The sequence below is a fragment of the Vibrio barjaei genome, assembly GCF_001639065.2.
GTDB lineage: Bacteria > Pseudomonadota > Gammaproteobacteria > Enterobacterales > Vibrionaceae > Vibrio > Vibrio barjaei.
This window is the reverse complement of the sequence record NZ_LQXO02000028.1, coordinates 116-18697: the sequence shown is the minus strand read 5'-3', so window position 1 is coordinate 18697 and position 18582 is coordinate 116. Positions and strand designations below refer to the sequence as shown.

Sequence of the window (18582 nt, the reverse complement as noted above, 5' to 3'; positions counted from 1 at the left end):
ATTATAAGGGGTTGATCACATAATTGATTACTGTCTCAACAAAGGAATCGGTGAGGTTATTAGGTTTTTTGATACGATGATTTGTTTTTAAGTTTATGATTTATAGAATAATTTATTCTAATGCAACTAAAGATAGTCAGTAAGTATGTTTTTAGGACTAAGAGTGATATGAAAGTTAGTTAGAGTTTTTTCTTTCAAATAATTACGAGTGGCTAGTGCCACCCGTAACGTAATATAAGGGGTTAGACAAATTGAGCCATATGACGGCTCAGGTGGTATTGGTATGATTCTGTTATTGTCCGGTAAGTTTGAACATTTTTCTCAATCGGTGTGACAGACTTCCCCTCATCTACCTTAAGTGTATTTGAACATATATCCGTTATCTGAGTGGGTTGATAAAGGTTTTCGTGAGCCCAACAGGCTTGAATGGCAGCACCTACAGCTGCTGCTTCGGTCGAAACTGGGCACCAAAGTGGTAAATTGGTTACGTCCGATATGAGTTGTCGCCACATTTTACTTTTTGCTCCTCCGCCTATCACACAAGTCCTATCAAATTTTACGCCTGCACTTTTTAGCACATTCGCGCCTAGTCCCAAGTTAAAAGTGACAGCCTCGACAGTGGCCTTGAGTAGGTTTGCTGGTGTGAGGTTAGTAGCAGTGATACCTTGTAGAGCACCTTTTGCATTAGGTACATTTGGTAGACGGGCACCGTTAAAAAACGGCAGGCAGGTAAGGCCGTCAGCGCCAATCGGGCTTGATTCCAGTAAGGTGTCGAATTCGCTGATATCACTGTTAATAAGGCTAAGAATCTGGTTGTTTGCAGTGGTGACGTTCATAGTGCTAGCGAGCGGTAAATAACCATTTGTCGAAGAGCAAAATGCGTTTAAATCTTTGTGATCACGACTATCTACTTGCTCGAAACTGTGTGAAAAAAGGGTACCAGATGTGCCTAAACTAATAGTAAGTTGCCCATTTTCAACATTACCAGTTCCTATAGCAGCCATCATATTATCTCCGCCTCCTGATGAGACGATGACATTGGTACTTAGCCCAAGTTTCTCTGCTATAGAAGGGTGCAGTGTTCCTACTATATCTTGAGACTGCAAGATTTCAGGTTGCGCCAATTCATTACTGAAGTCGATGAGAGTAAGTAGATCTTCACTCATCGACTTGGAATATGTGTCAAACCAGCCTGTTCCAGATGAATCCCCCGGTTCTACAGTAAAACGACCGGTAAGGCACCAATTAAGGTAATCATGCGGCAGCATCATTTTGTGAATCCGTCGAAAGCTAATTGGATCATTTTCCTTTACCCACAATAGTTTACCTAACGAGAATGCCACGGGGACTTGAATGCCTAATTTCTCTACTAAGTTAAGGTCATGGGTTTGTGTAAATGTGCTGAGAGTAGCTTGAGGTCTTGTATCACACCAGAGCAAGGCGTCTCTAATCACTTGATCGTTTTGGTCTAATAACACCAAACCATGCTGTTGACCTGAAATCCCAATTCCCTTGATCGCTGATTTATGTTGCTCAATCCCTTTAAATGCTTTGTCGATAGAAGCTATGAGGGCATCAAACCATTCTTCTGGTCTTTGCTCTCTTTGTCCCAATTGTTCCATTATTGTTGAATGTGGAGTGTAGCCCTGCCCCAAAATGCCACCATCTTGCCAAATGATCGCCTTTGTTCCTTGAGTGCCACAATCGATACCAATAAACATTTTCTAATCCTTTCTAAGTTGTTCGATTTGTGATCTAACACAAACAATACATGTAAAATAGACGAAAATCGAAACTTTCAATTGAAATCCGTAACACATAATACATAAAATCATAAGCATTCGAAAGATACATGTAAGATTCTGAAACTGATTTAATGAAAAGGTATTGAGATGCTTAGTATTGCTGTTAAATCGAACAATAAACTTGAGATAGCCCAAATTTCAAAACCTACTTTGAAAAAAAGTTCGGTTCTTGTGAAGGTGCACGTTTCAGGGTTGTGCGGTTCTGATTTGCCAAGGATTTTCGATGATGGTGCCCATTTCTATCCAATTGTACTGGGACACGAATTTTCTGGGGAAGTCGTGGAAGTTGGCGAAGGGGTTAGTCACCTAAAAAACGGAGATAGAATTTCATGTGCTCCTTTAGTCCCATGTGGCAGTTGCCCTCAGTGTATGAATGGCCGATATAGCTTGTGCAGTGATTACAGCTTTATAGGATCGCGTGCACAAGGCGGAAACGCCGAGTTTGTAGAGGTTCCCGAGCAATGTTGTTTCTTGCTCGATGAGTCTGTGTCATCAATTCAAGGTGCTTTCTTCGAACCATTAACAGTTAGCCTTCACCCTATCCTGATGGCTGGTGGCGTTGAGGGTAAAGATGTGGTGGTGGTAGGTGTTGGTACTATTGGCTTACTGGCTGTGCAGGCCGTAAAGGCAATGGGAGCTGCGACTGTTACGGCGATCGATATAGCGGATGAGAAACTTTCAAAAGCTAAATCTCTGGGTGCGGATTATTGCTTCAATTCATTGGACAATGATATTCGAGAACAAATGCAGTCAGTTCCTTTTGCTAGAGAACATCAATTGATTTTGGAAACTGCGGGCAGTCCTGCGTCTGTCAAACAATGTTTAAACATCGCAAGTCCGAGAGCGACGGTTGCTTTAATTGGCACTCTCCATCATGACTTAACTCTTACTCACCAGCAGTTTGGACAAATTCTCAGAAAAGAACTGACACTTTTTGGTAGTTGGATGAATTATTCCGCTCCTTATCCTGGAAAAGAGTGGGAAGTGGCACGTGAGCTTTTCTCAAAAAATCTTATTGATACCCAATCACTATTAGATGGCGTGTATGAACCTTCAGAGTTCATTGAACGCGTCGAAGCGCTGAACGGCAAAAGCCCAGATGGCAAAATACTTTTAAAGTGGAGCTAAGACAATGACTCTAATTCATACCAAATACTTGCTTGAGCAAGCTCAAAAATCTGGCTATGCAATCCCAGCCTTTAATATACATAACTTAGAGTCTGTTCATTGTGTGTTAGACACTGCTAAAGAGATGGACTCTCCAGTTATTCTTGCAGGTACGCCATCTACGTATCAGTACGCGGGTACACCGGAATTAGTGGCTTTGGTAGAAGCCGCAGCAAAAGACCGGGGCATGCAAGTAGCTTTGCACCTAGACCACCATACTTCTTTTGAAGATATCGAATACAAGGTAAAAGCCGGTATACGCTCGGCGATGGTAGATGGTTCCCATGCGCCATTCGAAGAAAACATCGAAATTACTCGAAAAGTTGTCGCTCTTTGTCATCGCTATGGAGCATCAGTTGAGGCTGAACTTGGTCAATTAGTGGGACAAGAGGATGACCTTATCATTGACTCCGTGGATGAACCCTACACTGACCCCGTACAAGCATTTGATTTTGCAAATCGCACTGGCATTGATTCTTTAGCCATTGCTATTGGGACTGCACATGGTCTTTATAAGGAAACACCGAAGCTAGATTTTGAACGACTCAGAGATATAGCCAGCCGAGTTTCCATTCCTTTAGTGCTGCATGGAGCATCAGGAGTGCCTTCAGATGATGTTTCGCGTTGCGTGTCTATGGGGATATGTAAAGTCAACGTAGCAACGGAACTTAAAATTGCCTATGCCGATACTCTAAAAGCTGTTTTTGAGGACGATCCTACTGTTAATGACCCTAGGGTATATAACATTGAAGCGAAAAAGGCGATGGCACGAGTTATTCGCCAGAAAATTGATATTTGTGGAAGTGCAGGTCGAATTTAAGGATAAGGAGTCAAAAATGTTGAAAAATATCAATCCCATCGTTGAACCAGAGCTACTTTTTATTCTCGCTAAAATGGGACATGGTGATGAAATTGTTTTCTCAGACATTCATTTTCCAGCCTATTCATGTGGAGACTATGTATTGCAGGCTAGAGGGTGTGAAGTGTCGGACCTTGTTGAGGCGGTTATCCCTTTGATTGAGCTCGACCAATATGTACCGGACAAAGTCGTAATGATGGCGACAGTTGGAGATGATGTTCACCCACCAGGGTTAATTGAAGAATACATATCGAAGCTTCCGAATAATACCGAGATCTCATTTATTGATAGATTTGCTTTCTATGAGAGAGCTAAGTTAGCAAAGTGTATTGTAGTAACCGGAACCACTCGAAAGTACGGCAATATTATATTGAAGAAAGGTGTTACCCCTATTCTTTAGACGCAAACCTTAATCGCAGGTCGACAGTCAACAAAGACCAATCGGCAATGCCTTTACAAAGTTGATATTGAGCTCAGATTGAGCATGGAGAACGTAGCAATGACAGTAGCATATTCATACCAGCCGACAGTTGATATAGATAAAGTACCAACTAAGACACTGTATACGGGTCAAAAAATGCCGGCGGTCGGACTCGGAACTTTTGGTTCTGATCGTTTTGGACCTGAAGAAGTATCGCAGGCAGTTTATGGAGCCATAAAGGCAGGATATCGATTCATGGATTGTGCCTCTATCTATGGGAATGAAGATCAGATTGGTGATGTTCTTAAACGCGCAATGAATGACTTCGGTATTGAGCGTGAGGAATTTTTCATAAACTCGAAAGTTTGGAATGACCAACATGATGATGTCATAAATGCATGTAAGAAGACTTTGAAAGACCTTCAAGTGGATTATCTCGATCTTTATATGGTTCATTGGCCGTTTCCTAATTTCCACCCTATTGGCTGTGACGGTGACTCTCGTAGTCCAGATGCTAAGCCATATATCCATGAAGACTTTATGAAAACATGGCGTCAAATGGAGCAACTTGTTGAAATGGGACTGGTTAAGGCGATTGGTACGTCGAATATGACCATAGCAAAAATGGCGCTGTTAATCAGGGATGCAAGAATAAAACCTGCAGTTAATGAGATGGAATGTCACCCATTATTTCAGCAAGAAGAGTTATATAACTACATGATTAATAACGATGTAGTGCCTGTGGGGTTTTGTCCGATTGGATCTCCAACAAGACCTGAACGCGATAAAACGGCGGAAGACCTCGTGGATATTGAGAATCCAGTTATTGTTGCTGCAGCTGATCGCTTGGGGGTTCATCCTGCGATTGTCTGTATCAAATGGGCAGTACAGCGAGGTCATGTACCAATACCTTTCTCTGTTGCTGAAGATCAGTATGTCTCAAACCTGAAATGTGTAACTGAAAATCCATTAACGGAGGAAGAATTGGAAGCAATATCAAGAATTGATGCTAATAACCGTTTGATTAAAGGCCAAGTTTTTTTATGGGAAGGTGCTGATAGCTGGGAACAATTGTGGGATTTAGATGGTAATATTTCCGCATAGTTTGTATTTATATATCATTTACATTGCGGAATCTTTCAAATACCATTGATGTTTTTCGCAATGTGAGCCGCCACGTTGTTTCGAAGTTGTAGAGTGAGGAACGCATGAACCCGTTAAACCGTAGAGAAAAGATACTCGAGCTCCTTAAAAAAGATGGCCAGGTTGCTGTTAAAGAGTTATCAGTATTATTTGATACTTCTGAAGTTACACTTCGCTCGGATCTGAAGTTTTTGGAAAATCAGGGCAAATTAAAACGTTTCTTTGGCGGAGCACAGTCGATTGAATCCCTCCCTCTTACTCAACAAGAGTATGAAGATGAAGTGCAAATCGACAATCGATATCAATTAAATTCAGACTCCAAAGAAAGAATTGCTTGTGTGGCGGCTGGTCTCGTTAGAAAAGGTGACTCCATTATCATTGATAGTGGCAGTACTACGCACCTTGTCGCCAAATGCCTCGCCAAGGAGGGCGGGTATACTATTATCACGAATAATCTGGCGGCTTCATCAGAGTTATTGGAAGCGCCAGATACAACTCTAGTTATTGTTGGTGGAACATATCGCAGCAAAACGAAATCCCTTCATGGATACCAAGCGGAACAGTGCTTAAATGGTGTTCAGGCCGATGTACTTTTTGTGGGTGCTGATGGTATTGACCCCGAGAAGGGTATCACGACTTTTAATGAGGGCTACGCTATTACTGGTGTAATGGCATCTTGTGTTCAAAAGGTCGTTGCAGTCGTTGATTCTGCTAAATTAGGGCGTATTGGTTTCAACAAGGTCCTAGATGCTTCTCAGATAGATACCTTAGTGACGGATAGCGGTATTCCAGCTGATACCAAAAGAAAGTTTGAAAATATTGGGTTGGAAGTAATCGTTGTTGATTAATATTTATGTTTTTAAAAAGGCCAGCATTGCTGGCCTTTTTAGTTTTACTCACACGCTTTGGAATACATCTCTACCACTTCTTGAATTTTGTCGATCACCAGCGTTGTTGGTTCTAGATCAATGACTCCTTCGCTAACTTTTTGATACTGTTTCGGCATATATTGACTGAGCATAGACAACGGAATTGGGTTTGCTCTTAGGTTGCCAATTAACAGGTTAAATGCGTTTTGAATGCGTGGCTCAGACCAGTAGTAGCGAATACGATCTGAGAAGCTGTAGTGGAGGTTATTAATGATTGTCGAGTGTTTATCACCATAGTATGACTTCCAGTACTTAGGCTCATCTAGTAGAACATCATCAACCACTTTTTTGAAGCGACTACTCTGTTCTATTGAGACTATTTCTGTTTCCATTTCGGCTAGAGCAAATAGTGCTTCACGTAAAGCAAATGTGAGCGCTGGTCCTACTTTTAGGATAGCGAAATGGTTTTCTACTAAATCACTAAGATGTTCTTGGGTTTGATAGTCGGTTGAATGTGCCTCATAAAGCCATGGAGTGCCTTCTATAAAACGGGAAATCTCAGAAGCTTTCTCTTTTTTAAATCGAATGACTTTACTGTGGTCAAATTCTACCCCCGGCTGAACTACGACCGCGATTACTCTGCTCAACGCATCGCTAATTCCCAGAGCTTCGAAAGCTGTGACGTGAGTGTCAATGGTATTTCGGATATCACTGAGCTTACTTACATGCACGGTTTCGATTTCAGTAGCTTCTCCTCCAGGAACAGGCACCTCTGTACCTATAACGTAGGTGAGTTTTGATTTTAGCTCAGCAGCAATATGCGCTTCTGCTACTTTACACATTTCCGCTGACCGTTTTGCGACAATCATAGGGTCGAGTGGGATTTCATCGTCAGCACAAGACATCGAGGCATCTAGGTGTATTTTTGTAAATCCAGCTTCCACATACGCTTTGATTAGCTCTAGGGATTTTGCCATAGCAGAGCTTGCACTCTCCTGCTGCCAACAGTTTGGACCTAAGTGGTCACCGCCGAGAATGATTCGCTCGATGGGGAAACCGACTTTAATTGCAATATCATGAACGTAGTTTACGAAGTCTTTCGGATGCATTCCCGTATAACCACCAAATTGATTCACCTGATTTGATGTTGCTTCGATCAATACTTGCTTTCCTGACGTAAGTTCGTACTTTAGTGCTGCTTCAATGACTAATGGGTGAGCTGAGCATACGGAGTAAATGCCCAACTTCTGATTGTCTTCCTTGTGTGATCTTACGAGTTCTTTCACAGCTAATCTCCAGTTAAAATTATCTATTCCGTCTTTCCGCGACGTTATATCGCTGATTGATATCTGTACTAATGATAATTTAAAATCAATCGAATGTCTTCGAATATTTGCGAATTCGAAAGTTTATGTGATATTAGTAGTGTTTGAAAGGTTTTTACTGAGTGTGATACCGTCTTTATTTTATTATTGGTTCCGTTGTGTTTCTTTTTGTTTCGTTTTTCTTGTGTTAAGGGAAGTTCAAAATGGTATGAGATGAGCACATCAGCTAACAATATTGCGCACTTCCGGAGTTTACAGAGTGAGAATATAGCCTTTGCTTGTTAACTGGAGTCGGTGCCATAGTTCAAGGGTTTGTAGGGGATACGGTACTTTGTCGAGGAGATTTTGTGGTTCAGCAACTAATAATTATGCTGGTTCTTATAGGTGTCAGCTTTGTTGCGGGAATGCTTATTCAGCACTATGCGCCGACACGCTCAGAGGCTTTACGGTCATTAGCGAGTCAATCATCGTTACTATTCATTATTCCTATTGCTGTCGTGAATTCTTTGTGGCAGTTGAGTGGCGTAGATACTGAGCTACTGATTGTGCCGTTGCTGGGAGTTGGAGTTATTGGTTCTGGTGCAGTAACGGCTATCTTCATTTCTCGTATTTTCTCTTTATCGCGGACTGATTTTGCCTCGTTACTCCCCACTACCAGTTTCTACAATATTGGTGCTTTAGGTGCGTTGTTTGCCTTTGTGTTTTTTGGTGAAGATGGTGTCGCCTTGCTTGCGCTATTCAAGTTATTTGAAGAAGCGATCTATTTTGGTTTGATATTTCCTTACTGTCGCGCGCAGGGAAAAGCAATGGGTGGCAAAGCTCATCACTTTTGGCGTAATCCTGTTTTTGTGGTTTCTGTCAGTGCTCTATGTACGGGGCTACTTTTGTCTGGTACCGATATACGTCGACCTTCCATTTTGTCGGATGTTAGTCAATGGCTTATACCACTTGGTAGTTTGTTACTTGTATTTGCCGCTGGACTAACTTTCCATCTTACTGGTTCGAGAAAGTGGGCTAGAATGGCGATAACTGCTTCTATGACGAGGATTGCATTTGGTGTTCTATTTGTCTTATTTGCTTTTTGGTCTTTGGATATCTGGAGTGCAGGTAGCGGAGTCTTGCTGCCGCTTTGTATCATGCTAGCCTGCATGCCTTGTGGCTTTATCGGGGTATTACCTGCTAGGTTGTATGGTTTGAATACGGCGGTGGCGAATACATGTTGGATAGTGACATACTTTATGTCACTTATTGTAGGCATGTTTTATTTCTTAGTTTCTTGGAGTGGATGAGAGCTTGTAGTTTAACCCTCAATCCACGGCATGCTACATTATTATCTTGGACACTCACCCCAATCACATTCAACCTGATAAACAAGCTCATCGATCTTTTTCGGCTTCAAACGATCTTGCTCACCTATAGACAATTCATTTGCAACTTGTGCTTCGAATAGCGACCAGTGTTTGACCAAACATTCATCCAGATCTGTGGTTTCCTGTGACCATGTCTCTTTGAGCATTGGGAGCATGCAAGCCGAACCGTGGGCGAACATCATCAGTTTCCACTTCAGCTCATGCATAATGAGTGGAGTTTGTGGGGAATTGGCGTTGTAGTCATCAACCAGTTTGAACACGATGCTTTCAATTTCTCCAGTGCTATCAATAAAATAGTCGAAGAATTCATTTTCTTGACGCATTGCGTCTGCGATAAGTTGGATCGGTTGGGGGATGACAATGCAGTGCGCCAACATACCCACAGCAAAACGGTAGACTTTCACATTCGCGGGGGTGTCTTCTGGGAGTTGTTCGAGAAGATAACGAATGTACTTTTGCATATACGCGTGAAGGTGGTCGCTGATGCCATACCAAATTTGTTCTTTGCTACCGAAGTGGTGACGAATCAAACTGTGCGAGACGCCTGCGCGCTCACTAATATTGCGTATGGATACACGCTCATAGCCTAGCTCACAAAACATTTCTGCTGCGACCGTCATGATCAGGTTTTTCGTCTCTTCCGCTGCCGTAGCGCTGCGACGACCTTTTTTCTTTTCCACTCGATACCTTCTAAATTCAATCAATCCTATACAGGGTACTGCAATAGTGTGCTCGACGACAAGATTCGCATTATTCCTGTCATCAAGAGCAGTAAATTTACTGAGTTAATGTCACGACTTCTTCATATAACCAAAAGCGATAAAGTTAGTCATAAAAATTATACTGCACACATGTGCAATATTTATTGATCTCTTTCAAATTATACTTATACTGCACACTTGTAAAGCAATTAACTGCACAAGTGTAAAATATAATTTGGGATAAATATTATGAAAACCCATCGTCTATTCAAAACTAGTGGTTTGATGGTCTTGCCTTTATTGGCTGTCATCGGCCTGTCCGGTTGTAATCAAGCACAATCGGAAATCAATGAACCCGTGATCAAGCCAGTTAAAGTGGTCGAAGTTCCGGAGTTGAATTTCTCGCCAGTGAGCAGTTACTTGGCGCAAGTGGATGCCACAGACCGAGCACAGCTGTCGTTTCAGGTAGCAGGACAAATATCTTCGATAGATGTGAAGATGGGTGAAGCGGTGAGAGCGGGGGAAATTCTAGCGACACTTGACCCAACGGACTATCAAGTGGCCTTGGATGCTCGTCAAGCTGAGTTTGATCTCGCACAGTCCCAACTAAAACGCGCCGAGCAGTTATTTGCTAAGAAGCTTATCAGTGCCGATGCCTTTGATCGCAATGAAACACAGTTTAAGGCTGCACGGGCGTCACTTGAGCAGGCTAAGGCGGATTTAGGCTACACACAAATTATCGCTCCGTTTGATGGTGTGGTGTCCGTTACTCATCAAAAACCATACGAAGTGGTCGGTGCCAAGCAACCCATTCTGAATCTCATCAGTAGCCAAGATTTAGACGTGACGTTCGCCATTCCTGTCACTGAAGTGAAGAATATGACGCTTGATGAGCTTAAGCATCAGCACTTTTTCGTCACGTTAGATAGCCATCGTAATCAGCGTATTGAAGCGTCCTTTAGAGAGATTGCGATGCAGCCTGATCTTGATACCAATAGCTATGCAGCGTCAGTAAAAATCACTAAGCCACAAAATATAAATGTGTTGGCAGGCATGTCAGGCCAAGTGCATATCCAAAGTGAAACCAAAGAGCGTGCGTTTTCTTTGCCTGTTGCCGCCTGGATTAACCAGAACGAAACCAGCGGTAAGGTTTGGCGCTTTGATCCAGCGACCCATCAAGTTCATCAAATCAAGCTTTCGCTTAATGAAAAGGGTGACGTGACGGCTGGATTACAACAAGGCGACCAAATTGTAGTAGCAGGTGCGGCAAACTTAGCCGAAGGACAGCAAGTCAAATTATGGACTCGTGAGGGTGGCATTTAGTGAAAAAGTCAATATTAGCATTAGGTTTAACAGCCCTTACGTTGCAAGGCTGTTATTCAGATATCACAGTGCGTGAGCGAGCACCTTTGCAGGTGGAGACGATAGAAGTTCAAAAGCCTGTTGAACAGCAATATCGCGAGTTTCGTGGTCAAGTGGTCACTGCAGAGCAGACCAATCTGGCGTTTCGTATTCAAGGTGAAATCTCACACTTATTAGTGAAGTCCGGTCAATCTGTGAAGAAAGGTCAAGTGGTCGCAAAGCTTGATGACCAGAAGCTTCAGCAACAGTACCGTGATGCGCAGGCACAATATGAGCTGGCGACTAAGCAATTGCGTCGCGGTGCAGAACTGTATTCAAGAGACATGATCTCTAGCTCAGAGCTTGATGAACTAACGTCCAACAAGCAGCTCGCGAAAGCGCAGTATCAGAATATTCAGCATCAAATTCAATATACCAGCTTGAAGGCTCCTTTTGCGGGTGTTGTCGCGAGTGTCGATAAAGAGCGTTTTGAGAATATTGGAGCGGGCGAGACCATAGTGTCTATCTATCAAGACGACAAGGTGTACGTGAAAATCAGTTTGTCGGACTACATTCTTGCATCGATTACTCCACAGGCTCAGAAAAATGCCTATCAGCCAAGAGCCTATTTTACTGGTGTAGATCAAAGCTACAGCATGACGTATTTGGAGCACTCTAGCGAACCAGATGCACAAAGCCGTGCTTATGAGCTGTGGCTTCAGATGCCTCAACCAGCCGAGAAAATCCTTCCTGGTACGAGTGTTGCTGTGAACGTGGACATGGTGGCAGCGGGGTTGAGTTCAATCCAAGGCTATCAACTACCTATGACTGTGCTTGAGGCTGGTACTAAGCCGGGAGAGTTCTTTGTATGGAAACATGCTGAAGGAGTCGTCACTAAGACGCCTGTTCATGTGGACCAAGTAAACAGTTTCGGCGTGATTGTTGATACTGGCGTTACCCAAGGCGACGTGTTAGTGAGCTCTAACTTGAGAAAACTGAGAGATGGTGAAGAAGTGGCTCTCAAGGGGAATAAATAACAATGAGTTTAACGGAATATTCAATTAAGAACCGCGTCATCAGTTGGTTGTTTCTGGTCATTTTGGCTATTGGCGGCGTGCAATCTTTTATGGATCTAGGTCGTTTGGAAGACCCTGCATTTACCATTAAAGATGCGATGATCATTTCTAATTATCCAGGGGCAACATCCACGGAAGTCGAAGAAGAACTGACGTATCCATTAGAGAAAGAAATCCGCAAACTCCCTTATATCGATAACATCAAATCGACATCATCTTCGGGTCTATCTCAAATCATGGTTAGCATGAAAATGGACTATGGCCCTGATGAGCTGCCACAGATTTGGGATGAGATGCGCCGAAAAATCAATGACTTGCAACCACAGCTCCCAAGTGGTGTGAGCTCGGTACAAATCATTGATGATTTTGGTGATGTTTTTGGCGTAATGATCATGCTCACGGGTGATGGCTACGATTATGTGGAACTTAAGCGCTATGCGGATTATTTAAGCCGAGAGCTTGAGTTAGTCGATGGTGTAGGCAAAGTAGCTATTGCAGGTGACCAGCAAGAGATGCTGTTTGTTGAGCTTTCACTAGAAAGGTTGGCAGCATTAAACCTAGATATGAAGGCGGTAATGGGGCTGCTTAATCAGCAGAACAGCGTGCTTTCCTCTGGCGAGATTATGCTTAATGGCGAGAGCTTGGCGATTCGTCCAAATGGTAGCCTAGATTCCGTTGAGTCATTGGAAAATCTGATTATCCATGGTCGTGATACCGGAAACTTAATTCGTCTTAAAGATGTCGCGGATATTTCCAAAGGTATCCAAGAGAAACCGTCGAATGTGATTACCTTCAACGGTAAGCCTGCTATTAACCTAGCGATTTCATTTTCGTCTGGGGTTAACGTAGTGGAAGTCGGTAAGGCGTTAGATGCACAGCTGAAATCGTTGGAAAGCATCAAACCTGCGGGTATTCATCTTGATTACTTCTACAATCAATCGGCGGAAGTAGACAAGTCAGTTCAGGACTTTGTAGTCAGCCTTGCTCAAGCGGTTGGAATCGTCATTTTAGTGTTGTTGTTTACCATGGGAATGCGTAGCGGCATCATCATTGGTGCGGTTTTGCTGTTAACGGTGTTTGGTACTTTCATTATGATGAGTATCAATAATATCGAGCTACATCGTATTTCTCTGGGCGCGTTGATTATTGCTCTGGGTATGCTGGTGGATAATGCCATCGTGATTGTAGAAGGCATTTTAGTGGGGCTAAAACAAGGTCAGACCAAGAAGCAAGCTGCGATGGGGATCGCTAAGCAAACACAATGGCCACTGCTTGGTGCAACCGTAATTGCGATTACAGCATTTGCGCCGATTGGTTTGTCTCAGGATGCGACGGGCGAATTCATGGGTTCTCTATTTTGGGTTCTGTGTTATTCACTGTTCCTAAGTTGGATTACTGCATTAACATTGACTCCGTTCTTGGCTGATTTATTACTGAAAGAAACGGACAAAAACGAGAGCACAGATGATTCTGACCCATACAAAGGTGTCTTGTTCACGGTCTTCCGTTGGTCATTAAAACTTGCTCTAAAACTGCGCTGGTTAACCGTCGTAGGCATGGTAGCAATGCTTATTGCCGCGGTGATGGCGTTTGGTTTGGTGAAACAGTCGTTTTTCCCACCGTCTAATACGCCTATGTTCTTTGTCGATATGTGGATGCCTGAAGGAACGGATATTCGTCAGACACTTAAGCAGACAGAAAAAGTTGAGCAATATATTCAAGCGCAGGATAACGTTGAGTTCGTCTCTACGTCGGTTGGCCAAGGACTACAACGCTTCATGTTGACCTATCAACCAGAGAAGAGCTACGAAGGCTATGCTCAGCTACAAATTCGAACAACTAGCCGCGACAATATGTTTGAGCTACTGCATAAGTTAGATGAGAACTTAGCGAGCGAATTTGCCGCACCAACGTTCCAGCTACGTTTAATGGAGTTTGGTCCGTCGCCTGCTTCAAAGATCGAGGCCCGTATCATAGGCCCAGATCCTCAAGTACTACGTGATATTGCAGTACAAGTTGAAGATGTTCTGATTGCCGATCCAGGGGCGCGTAACATTCGACATGATTGGCGTGAAAGAACCAAAGAGCTAGTCCCTCAATTCAACGAGTCGAAAGCACGTCGTTTGGGTATCTCTAAAGAGGACTTATCGAACACACTTCAGCTAGCATTTGGTGGCAATACTATTGGCGTATTCCGTGACGGCACTCAGATGTTACCAATCGTGACTCGCCTAATTGAAGATGAGCGTGTGGACTATGCATCTTTGCAAAACATTTCCATATGGAGCCCAATGCTTCAGACCTATGTTCCGGTTGAGCAAGTCATTGACAATGTTACTTTGGATTGGCAAGAACCTATTATTCAACGTCGTGATAGAAAACGTACATTAACCGTACTCGCAGACCACGACGTGCTTGGAGATGAGACCGCAGCAAGTTTATTCGCTCGTGTTAAGCCACAGGTAGAATCACTGCCTCTACCTGATGGCTACACGATCGAATGGGGTGGCGAATATGAGTCATCGAAGGATGCGCAAGAAGCGATGTTCAAATCCCTGCCTATGGGTTATTTGTTGATGTTCATTATTACCATGTTGCTATTCAACTCATTGAAAAAGCCTTTGGTAATATGGCTTACTGTTCCACTGTCGATCATTGGTGTCGCATTTGGTCTTTTACTCTCCAATATGCCATTCAGTTTTACGGCGTTACTTGGTCTGTTAAGCTTGAGCGGTATGATCCTGAAAAACGGCATTGTTCTGATGGATCAGATCAATCTTGAGCTGGAAAGTGGCAAGGATCCGTATTTAGCAATTGTTGATAGTGCTGTAAGTCGTGTGCGTCCAGTGAGTATGGCGGCCTTGACAACTATTTTGGGGATGATCCCGCTGGTGTTTGATGCGTTCTTTGGCTCTATGGCGGTGACGATCATGGCTGGACTTGGATTTGCGACGGTACTGACTTTGATCGTGGTTCCAGTATTGTTTGCTATTTTCTTCAATATCAAGCCAGCTAAGTAACTATCTAACGAAATTAAAACGTCGAGCCCACTCTTAGGAGTGGGCTTTTTTGTGCCAGTCAAATGCGCACTTTGTTGATTATTAGTAGTGATGTGTGATTTTCGCAGCAAGATGACATAATTTACTCGCATCTTGTTACACTTTCGGTTTTTTGGAGGGGTTTGTAAGTTAATTTCGAAATCTTGATCAAAAATTCGCAAAATAATGACCAAGAATTTGGAATAGCCGCCACATTTTTTGCAATGATCGTTTTGTAATTCTATCGACCTTTTACACAATATGGTCACGAAATGATCAGACCAGCTGGAGACAACGACAATGCCAACTAACTACTGCGCAGCATGCAAGAAAGATACAGCCCACAAAGCCGTGATGCGACGCAGTCCAAATGATAGTGCTTCTATGCTCCAGAGCTTCCAGCAATTAATGTCTCAACTTGTCACAGGTAGTGGTTATTACAAACTAGAGCGTCAGCTGTATTGCCGAGTTTGTAATAAGCAAAACCAAGAAGCGGCAAAACCAGTCATGAGTCAGCAAGCAAACTTAGCGTAACTTTTTCAAGCTTCCTACATTTAACCTTTTGGTTTTGTTGTGAGTTTGTGATCTGACGTCTATTTACATGCATAACGATTGATTTACAATCGAGAGAATGTCCATTCGCTCGAGATAAATCAATGGCTTCGCTCGCATTAGATAAAATCGATTTAGAAATCCTAAGAATACTCAGCCTTAAAGGTCGCATGCCAATTGTTGAGTTGGCTAAACAGGTCAATCTAACAACGTCTCCCTGCTCTGATCGGGTTAAGCGACTAGAAAAAGAAGGCTTCATTCTTGGGTACCATGCGGAGCTCAATCCAGAAAAACTGAATTTGGATGTCCAAGTTTTCATTCATATTCGACTCGATCAAACCAGTTTTTCCATCTTCGAAAAATTCGCCAAGGCGGTAGAACTGATGCCTGAAATTGAAGAGTGTTATTCTTTGTCGGGTGACTTCGATACAATGATCAAAGTCCGCACCAAAGATATGAAGTCTTATCAGGCATTTATGTCCACCAAGTTGGGTACTTTGCCGGGGGTGATTCAAACTCGCAGTGAAGTGGTCATTGAGGAACATAAAACTGGGTTCGGCGTTAACCCTGAACTTCTAGACACTCTCACTACCTAAACCATACAAATCATTACCTTTATCCTCTTGTTTTAAACGAAATGACTGCCTGTTTTCTATACAGACTCCTTTTGGTATTTCGTTTTTGAGACTACCCCTGATTTAATTCTAATTTCATTTTATATAACGAGAAATATCTGATATTTACATTACGCAATAAATTAGAAATGAAGATTAACAAACCTATAATGCTTAGTTGTGCGAGAGTGCATATCAAGTAAGTGGTGTTTGGGTATCGAAGTAACAGTTTTTTTGAACTTTTAACCAGAGTGAAGTCGGTTTTAAAAGGAGCTCGCCATGAGTATCGCTGCATTAATGGGGCTTGTGAATGTAACAGGAACCCTAGTTCTTGATTCACAAGGAAAATTGGTCTTATTACCAGAAGGGGTTGACCCCCGACCTGGAGACGTGGTGCTTGAACAGGTTGCCGAGCAGCCTAGTAATGAATTAGAGGGCATTAAGCTCGCTCAAGTCGACGTTTCAAGTGATGATTTTGGCTCAAGTCTGCTGCAAGGTGATCAAGATGCACTAGACATCATTGCTCAAATTGAATCCGGTGAAGACCCGACCCAAAATGAAGATCAAGCCACGGCGGCTGGTGATGGCTTAAGCTCCAGTATATCCGATGCGGCAACCGTTGAAGCGATAAACCCACAAGTTCAAGCTGCGACTTTTTTCGAAACTACAGGACTTGATCCTCGCAGTCTTAACGATACCCAGACTAATACACTCCTAGATATTTTCTCTAATGCTGCGCCTGTTACTGTCTTTGATTTACGCAATTATGATGAAGAAGCGCAAGATGGTGAATTAAACCTCGATTTTCCCATCGATCCGAATGGTGATGTGCTTACGCTCACTGTCACAGAGCTTCCTAAATTGGGTACCCTAACACTCGCTGATGGCACACCGGTTACATTAGGTCAGCAGTTATCACAAGCTGAGTTTGAAGGTTTACAATTTGATGCGCCAATGGAATACACCGCAGGTGAAGATGCTGGCCAATTTACCTACACAGTTGACGATGGTCGTGGGGAGATAAACTCTGTTCAGTCGGGTGGTGTAGCCATCACCATCAACCCTATCAATGATATACCCGTGATAGTCGAACCTGGGGAGGGGAGCGTAACCGAATCTGGTCATTTCGATAACGGCGATATTGACGCAGGAAATGACACGGCGACTGGCCAAGTTGTTGCCACAGATAATGATACCGACTCGGTTCTTGCTTATTCAGTCGCTAACCAATCTGACCAATACGGCTCTATCTCTATTGATAGTAAGACTGGTGAATGGACCTACACCCTAAACAACACTTCTACCGCCACACAAGCGCTAGCAGAAGGTCAAACTGCTACATCTGAATTCACGGTTTTGGTTACCGATGACAAAGGTGCGGTGGTAACAGATACGATTGTAATCACAATTACTGGGACGAACGATAAGCCAGAGTTTTCGACTTCAAGTAACTTCTCTGGACAAGTTATTGAGGCTGGTAATCTTGACGATGGAACAGAGGTGGCTGGTCAATCCATAGTGTCAGGTACGCTTGCTGCGAGTGATGTGGACCAAGGCTCAAGCTTAACTTTTACTGTGGAAGATGGAAGTAGCGACTTTGGTAGCTTACAAGTGCAACCTAGTGGTTTGTGGGTCTTTAATCTCGATAATAATTCCCCACAAACACAGGCACTTAAAGAAGGTCAAACGCAAGAGATTCAATTTACCGTCAACGTTACTGACGACAAAGGCGCAGTGACCTCGGAAGTTGTTACGATCACTATCACGGGTACGAATGATCAGCCAACGTTTAATGCCAGCAGTAAGCTTGTTGGTGCTGTGACGGAAGCGGGCCATGATGACGATGGCAATGTTATATCAGGTACGCCAACGGCTACCGGTACCTTGACTGCGGATGATGTAGACGCTGATGCACAGTTGAAGTTTACTGTGGACAATGGCGACAGCCCTTACGGCAAACTTGTGGTTCAAGAAGGTGGTCAATGGACCTTTACGCTAGATAACACCACTACTGAGACGCAAGCACTCAAAGAAGGCGAAACTAAAGACGTTCGCTTTACGGTCAAAGTGACCGATGAGTTTGGTGCAGTGAACACTGAAACGGTGACCATTACTATTACCGGTACCAATGATGTGCCTACTATTGATGGTAATAGTGTAACGGCAGGAGCGGTGAAAGAAGCGGGTCATGAAGATGACGGCACCGTGGTATCTGGCACGCCAAGCGCGACGGGTACCATTGAAGCCACTGACGTGGATGCCGACTCCGTTCTGGCGTTTAGCGCTGAAGGCAGCAGCAAC

15 protein-coding genes are annotated in these 18582 nt (G+C 43.3%); 12 read left to right on the top strand and 3 right to left on the bottom strand.

Going from position 1 to position 18582, the window contains the following annotated elements; all coding sequences use genetic code 11:
- Window positions 1-242 precede the first annotated feature (242 nt).
- The gene (gene xylB / locus AWH66_RS13380) at window positions 243-1721 is read right to left on the bottom strand and encodes a xylulokinase (protein ID WP_063602816.1); all 1479 of its coding nucleotides are present in this window, start codon (window positions 1719-1721) and stop codon (window positions 243-245) included.
- Window positions 1722-1892: 171 nt separating this feature from the next.
- Here xylB and AWH66_RS13375 point away from each other — a divergent pair, with 171 nt between their 5' ends.
- The 5 genes from AWH66_RS13375 to AWH66_RS13355 all read left to right on the top strand — a co-directional run bounded on the left by AWH66_RS13375 (window position 1893) and on the right by AWH66_RS13355 (window position 6243).
- Window positions 1893-2933: an alcohol dehydrogenase catalytic domain-containing protein gene (locus AWH66_RS13375; RefSeq protein WP_063602815.1), complete on the top strand. Its 1041-nt coding sequence runs from the start codon at window positions 1893-1895 to the stop codon at window positions 2931-2933.
- Between the two features lie 4 nt (window positions 2934-2937).
- Window positions 2938-3792 carry a tagatose-bisphosphate aldolase subunit GatY gene (gene gatY / locus AWH66_RS13370; protein ID WP_038230874.1) on the top strand — a complete coding sequence of 285 codons (855 nt, stop codon included), beginning with the start codon at window positions 2938-2940 and terminating at the stop codon, window positions 3790-3792.
- Between the two features lie 16 nt (window positions 3793-3808).
- Window positions 3809-4231 (top strand): L-fucose mutarotase, encoded by a 423-nt coding sequence (fucU, locus tag AWH66_RS13365; RefSeq protein WP_063602814.1) that lies wholly within the window; start codon window positions 3809-3811, stop codon window positions 4229-4231.
- A 99-nt stretch (window positions 4232-4330) separates the two neighbouring features.
- Window positions 4331-5356 carry an aldo/keto reductase gene (locus AWH66_RS13360; RefSeq protein ID WP_063602813.1) on the top strand — a complete coding sequence of 342 codons (1026 nt, stop codon included), beginning with the start codon at window positions 4331-4333 and terminating at the stop codon, window positions 5354-5356.
- Window positions 5357-5460: 104 nt separating this feature from the next.
- A complete protein-coding gene (locus AWH66_RS13355; RefSeq protein WP_006070251.1) occupies window positions 5461-6243 on the top strand; it encodes a DeoR/GlpR family DNA-binding transcription regulator in 783 nt (260 codons plus the stop codon).
- 44 nt (window positions 6244-6287) lie between these two features.
- On the opposite strand, the gene gatZ is transcribed toward AWH66_RS13355, so the two are convergent.
- On the bottom strand, window positions 6288-7550 hold the full coding sequence (gene gatZ, locus AWH66_RS13350) for a tagatose-bisphosphate aldolase subunit GatZ (RefSeq protein ID WP_063602812.1): 1263 nt from the start codon (window positions 7548-7550) through the stop codon (window positions 6288-6290).
- Between the two features lie 386 nt (window positions 7551-7936).
- On the opposite strand from gatZ, the gene AWH66_RS13345 reads away from it, so the two are divergent.
- Window positions 7937-8878 (top strand): AEC family transporter, encoded by a 942-nt coding sequence (locus tag AWH66_RS13345; protein WP_063602811.1) that lies wholly within the window; start codon window positions 7937-7939, stop codon window positions 8876-8878.
- A 41-nt stretch (window positions 8879-8919) separates the two neighbouring features.
- Here the strand turns inward: AWH66_RS13345 and AWH66_RS13340 are convergent, their stop codons facing one another.
- Window positions 8920-9639 carry a TetR/AcrR family transcriptional regulator gene (locus AWH66_RS13340; protein ID WP_063602810.1) on the bottom strand — a complete coding sequence of 240 codons (720 nt, stop codon included), beginning with the start codon at window positions 9637-9639 and terminating at the stop codon, window positions 8920-8922.
- 270 nt (window positions 9640-9909) lie between these two features.
- Between AWH66_RS13340 and AWH66_RS13335 the strand changes: the two genes are divergently transcribed.
- From AWH66_RS13335 to AWH66_RS13310, 6 genes are all read left to right on the top strand, one after another.
- The gene (locus AWH66_RS13335; protein ID WP_063602809.1) at window positions 9910-10983 is read left to right on the top strand and encodes an efflux RND transporter periplasmic adaptor subunit; all 1074 of its coding nucleotides are present in this window, start codon (window positions 9910-9912) and stop codon (window positions 10981-10983) included.
- Window positions 10983-12038, top strand: coding sequence for an efflux RND transporter periplasmic adaptor subunit (locus AWH66_RS13330; protein ID WP_063602808.1), 1056 nt, complete (start codon window positions 10983-10985; stop codon window positions 12036-12038). The genes AWH66_RS13335 and AWH66_RS13330 overlap by 1 nt, the downstream gene beginning before the upstream one ends.
- Before the next feature lie 2 nt (window positions 12039-12040).
- Window positions 12041-15097, top strand: coding sequence for an efflux RND transporter permease subunit (locus AWH66_RS13325; protein ID WP_063602807.1), 3057 nt, complete (start codon window positions 12041-12043; stop codon window positions 15095-15097).
- 318 nt (window positions 15098-15415) lie between these two features.
- Window positions 15416-15649: a hypothetical protein gene (locus AWH66_RS13320; RefSeq protein WP_063602806.1), complete on the top strand. Its 234-nt coding sequence runs from the start codon at window positions 15416-15418 to the stop codon at window positions 15647-15649.
- A 122-nt stretch (window positions 15650-15771) separates the two neighbouring features.
- Entirely contained in the window at window positions 15772-16263 is a 492-nt protein-coding gene (locus AWH66_RS13315) for an Lrp/AsnC family transcriptional regulator (RefSeq protein WP_006070243.1), read from the top strand.
- A gap of 297 nt (window positions 16264-16560) precedes the next feature.
- A partial coding sequence (locus AWH66_RS13310; RefSeq protein WP_206360050.1) for a VCBS domain-containing protein occupies window positions 16561-18582 on the top strand: 2022 nt, incomplete at its 3' end.

What these genes read in the sequence shown, in the direction of transcription:
- xylB (WP_063602816.1), bottom strand. Translation starts at nt 1,721, where the DNA reads ATGTTTATTGGTATCGATTGTGGCACTCAAGGAACAAAGGCGATCATT.
- AWH66_RS13375 (WP_063602815.1), top strand. Translation starts at nt 1,893, where the DNA reads ATGCTTAGTATTGCTGTTAAATCGAACAATAAACTTGAGATAGCCCAA.
- gatY (WP_038230874.1), top strand. Translation starts at nt 2,938, where the DNA reads ATGACTCTAATTCATACCAAATACTTGCTTGAGCAAGCTCAAAAATCT.
- fucU (WP_063602814.1), top strand. Translation starts at nt 3,809, where the DNA reads ATGTTGAAAAATATCAATCCCATCGTTGAACCAGAGCTACTTTTTATT.
- AWH66_RS13360 (WP_063602813.1), top strand. Translation starts at nt 4,331, where the DNA reads ATGACAGTAGCATATTCATACCAGCCGACAGTTGATATAGATAAAGTA.
- AWH66_RS13355 (WP_006070251.1), top strand. Translation starts at nt 5,461, where the DNA reads ATGAACCCGTTAAACCGTAGAGAAAAGATACTCGAGCTCCTTAAAAAA.
- AWH66_RS13335 (WP_063602809.1), top strand. Translation starts at nt 9,910, where the DNA reads ATGAAAACCCATCGTCTATTCAAAACTAGTGGTTTGATGGTCTTGCCT.
- AWH66_RS13325 (WP_063602807.1), top strand. Translation starts at nt 12,041, where the DNA reads ATGAGTTTAACGGAATATTCAATTAAGAACCGCGTCATCAGTTGGTTG.
- AWH66_RS13320 (WP_063602806.1), top strand. Translation starts at nt 15,416, where the DNA reads ATGCCAACTAACTACTGCGCAGCATGCAAGAAAGATACAGCCCACAAA.
- AWH66_RS13315 (WP_006070243.1), top strand. Translation starts at nt 15,772, where the DNA reads ATGGCTTCGCTCGCATTAGATAAAATCGATTTAGAAATCCTAAGAATA.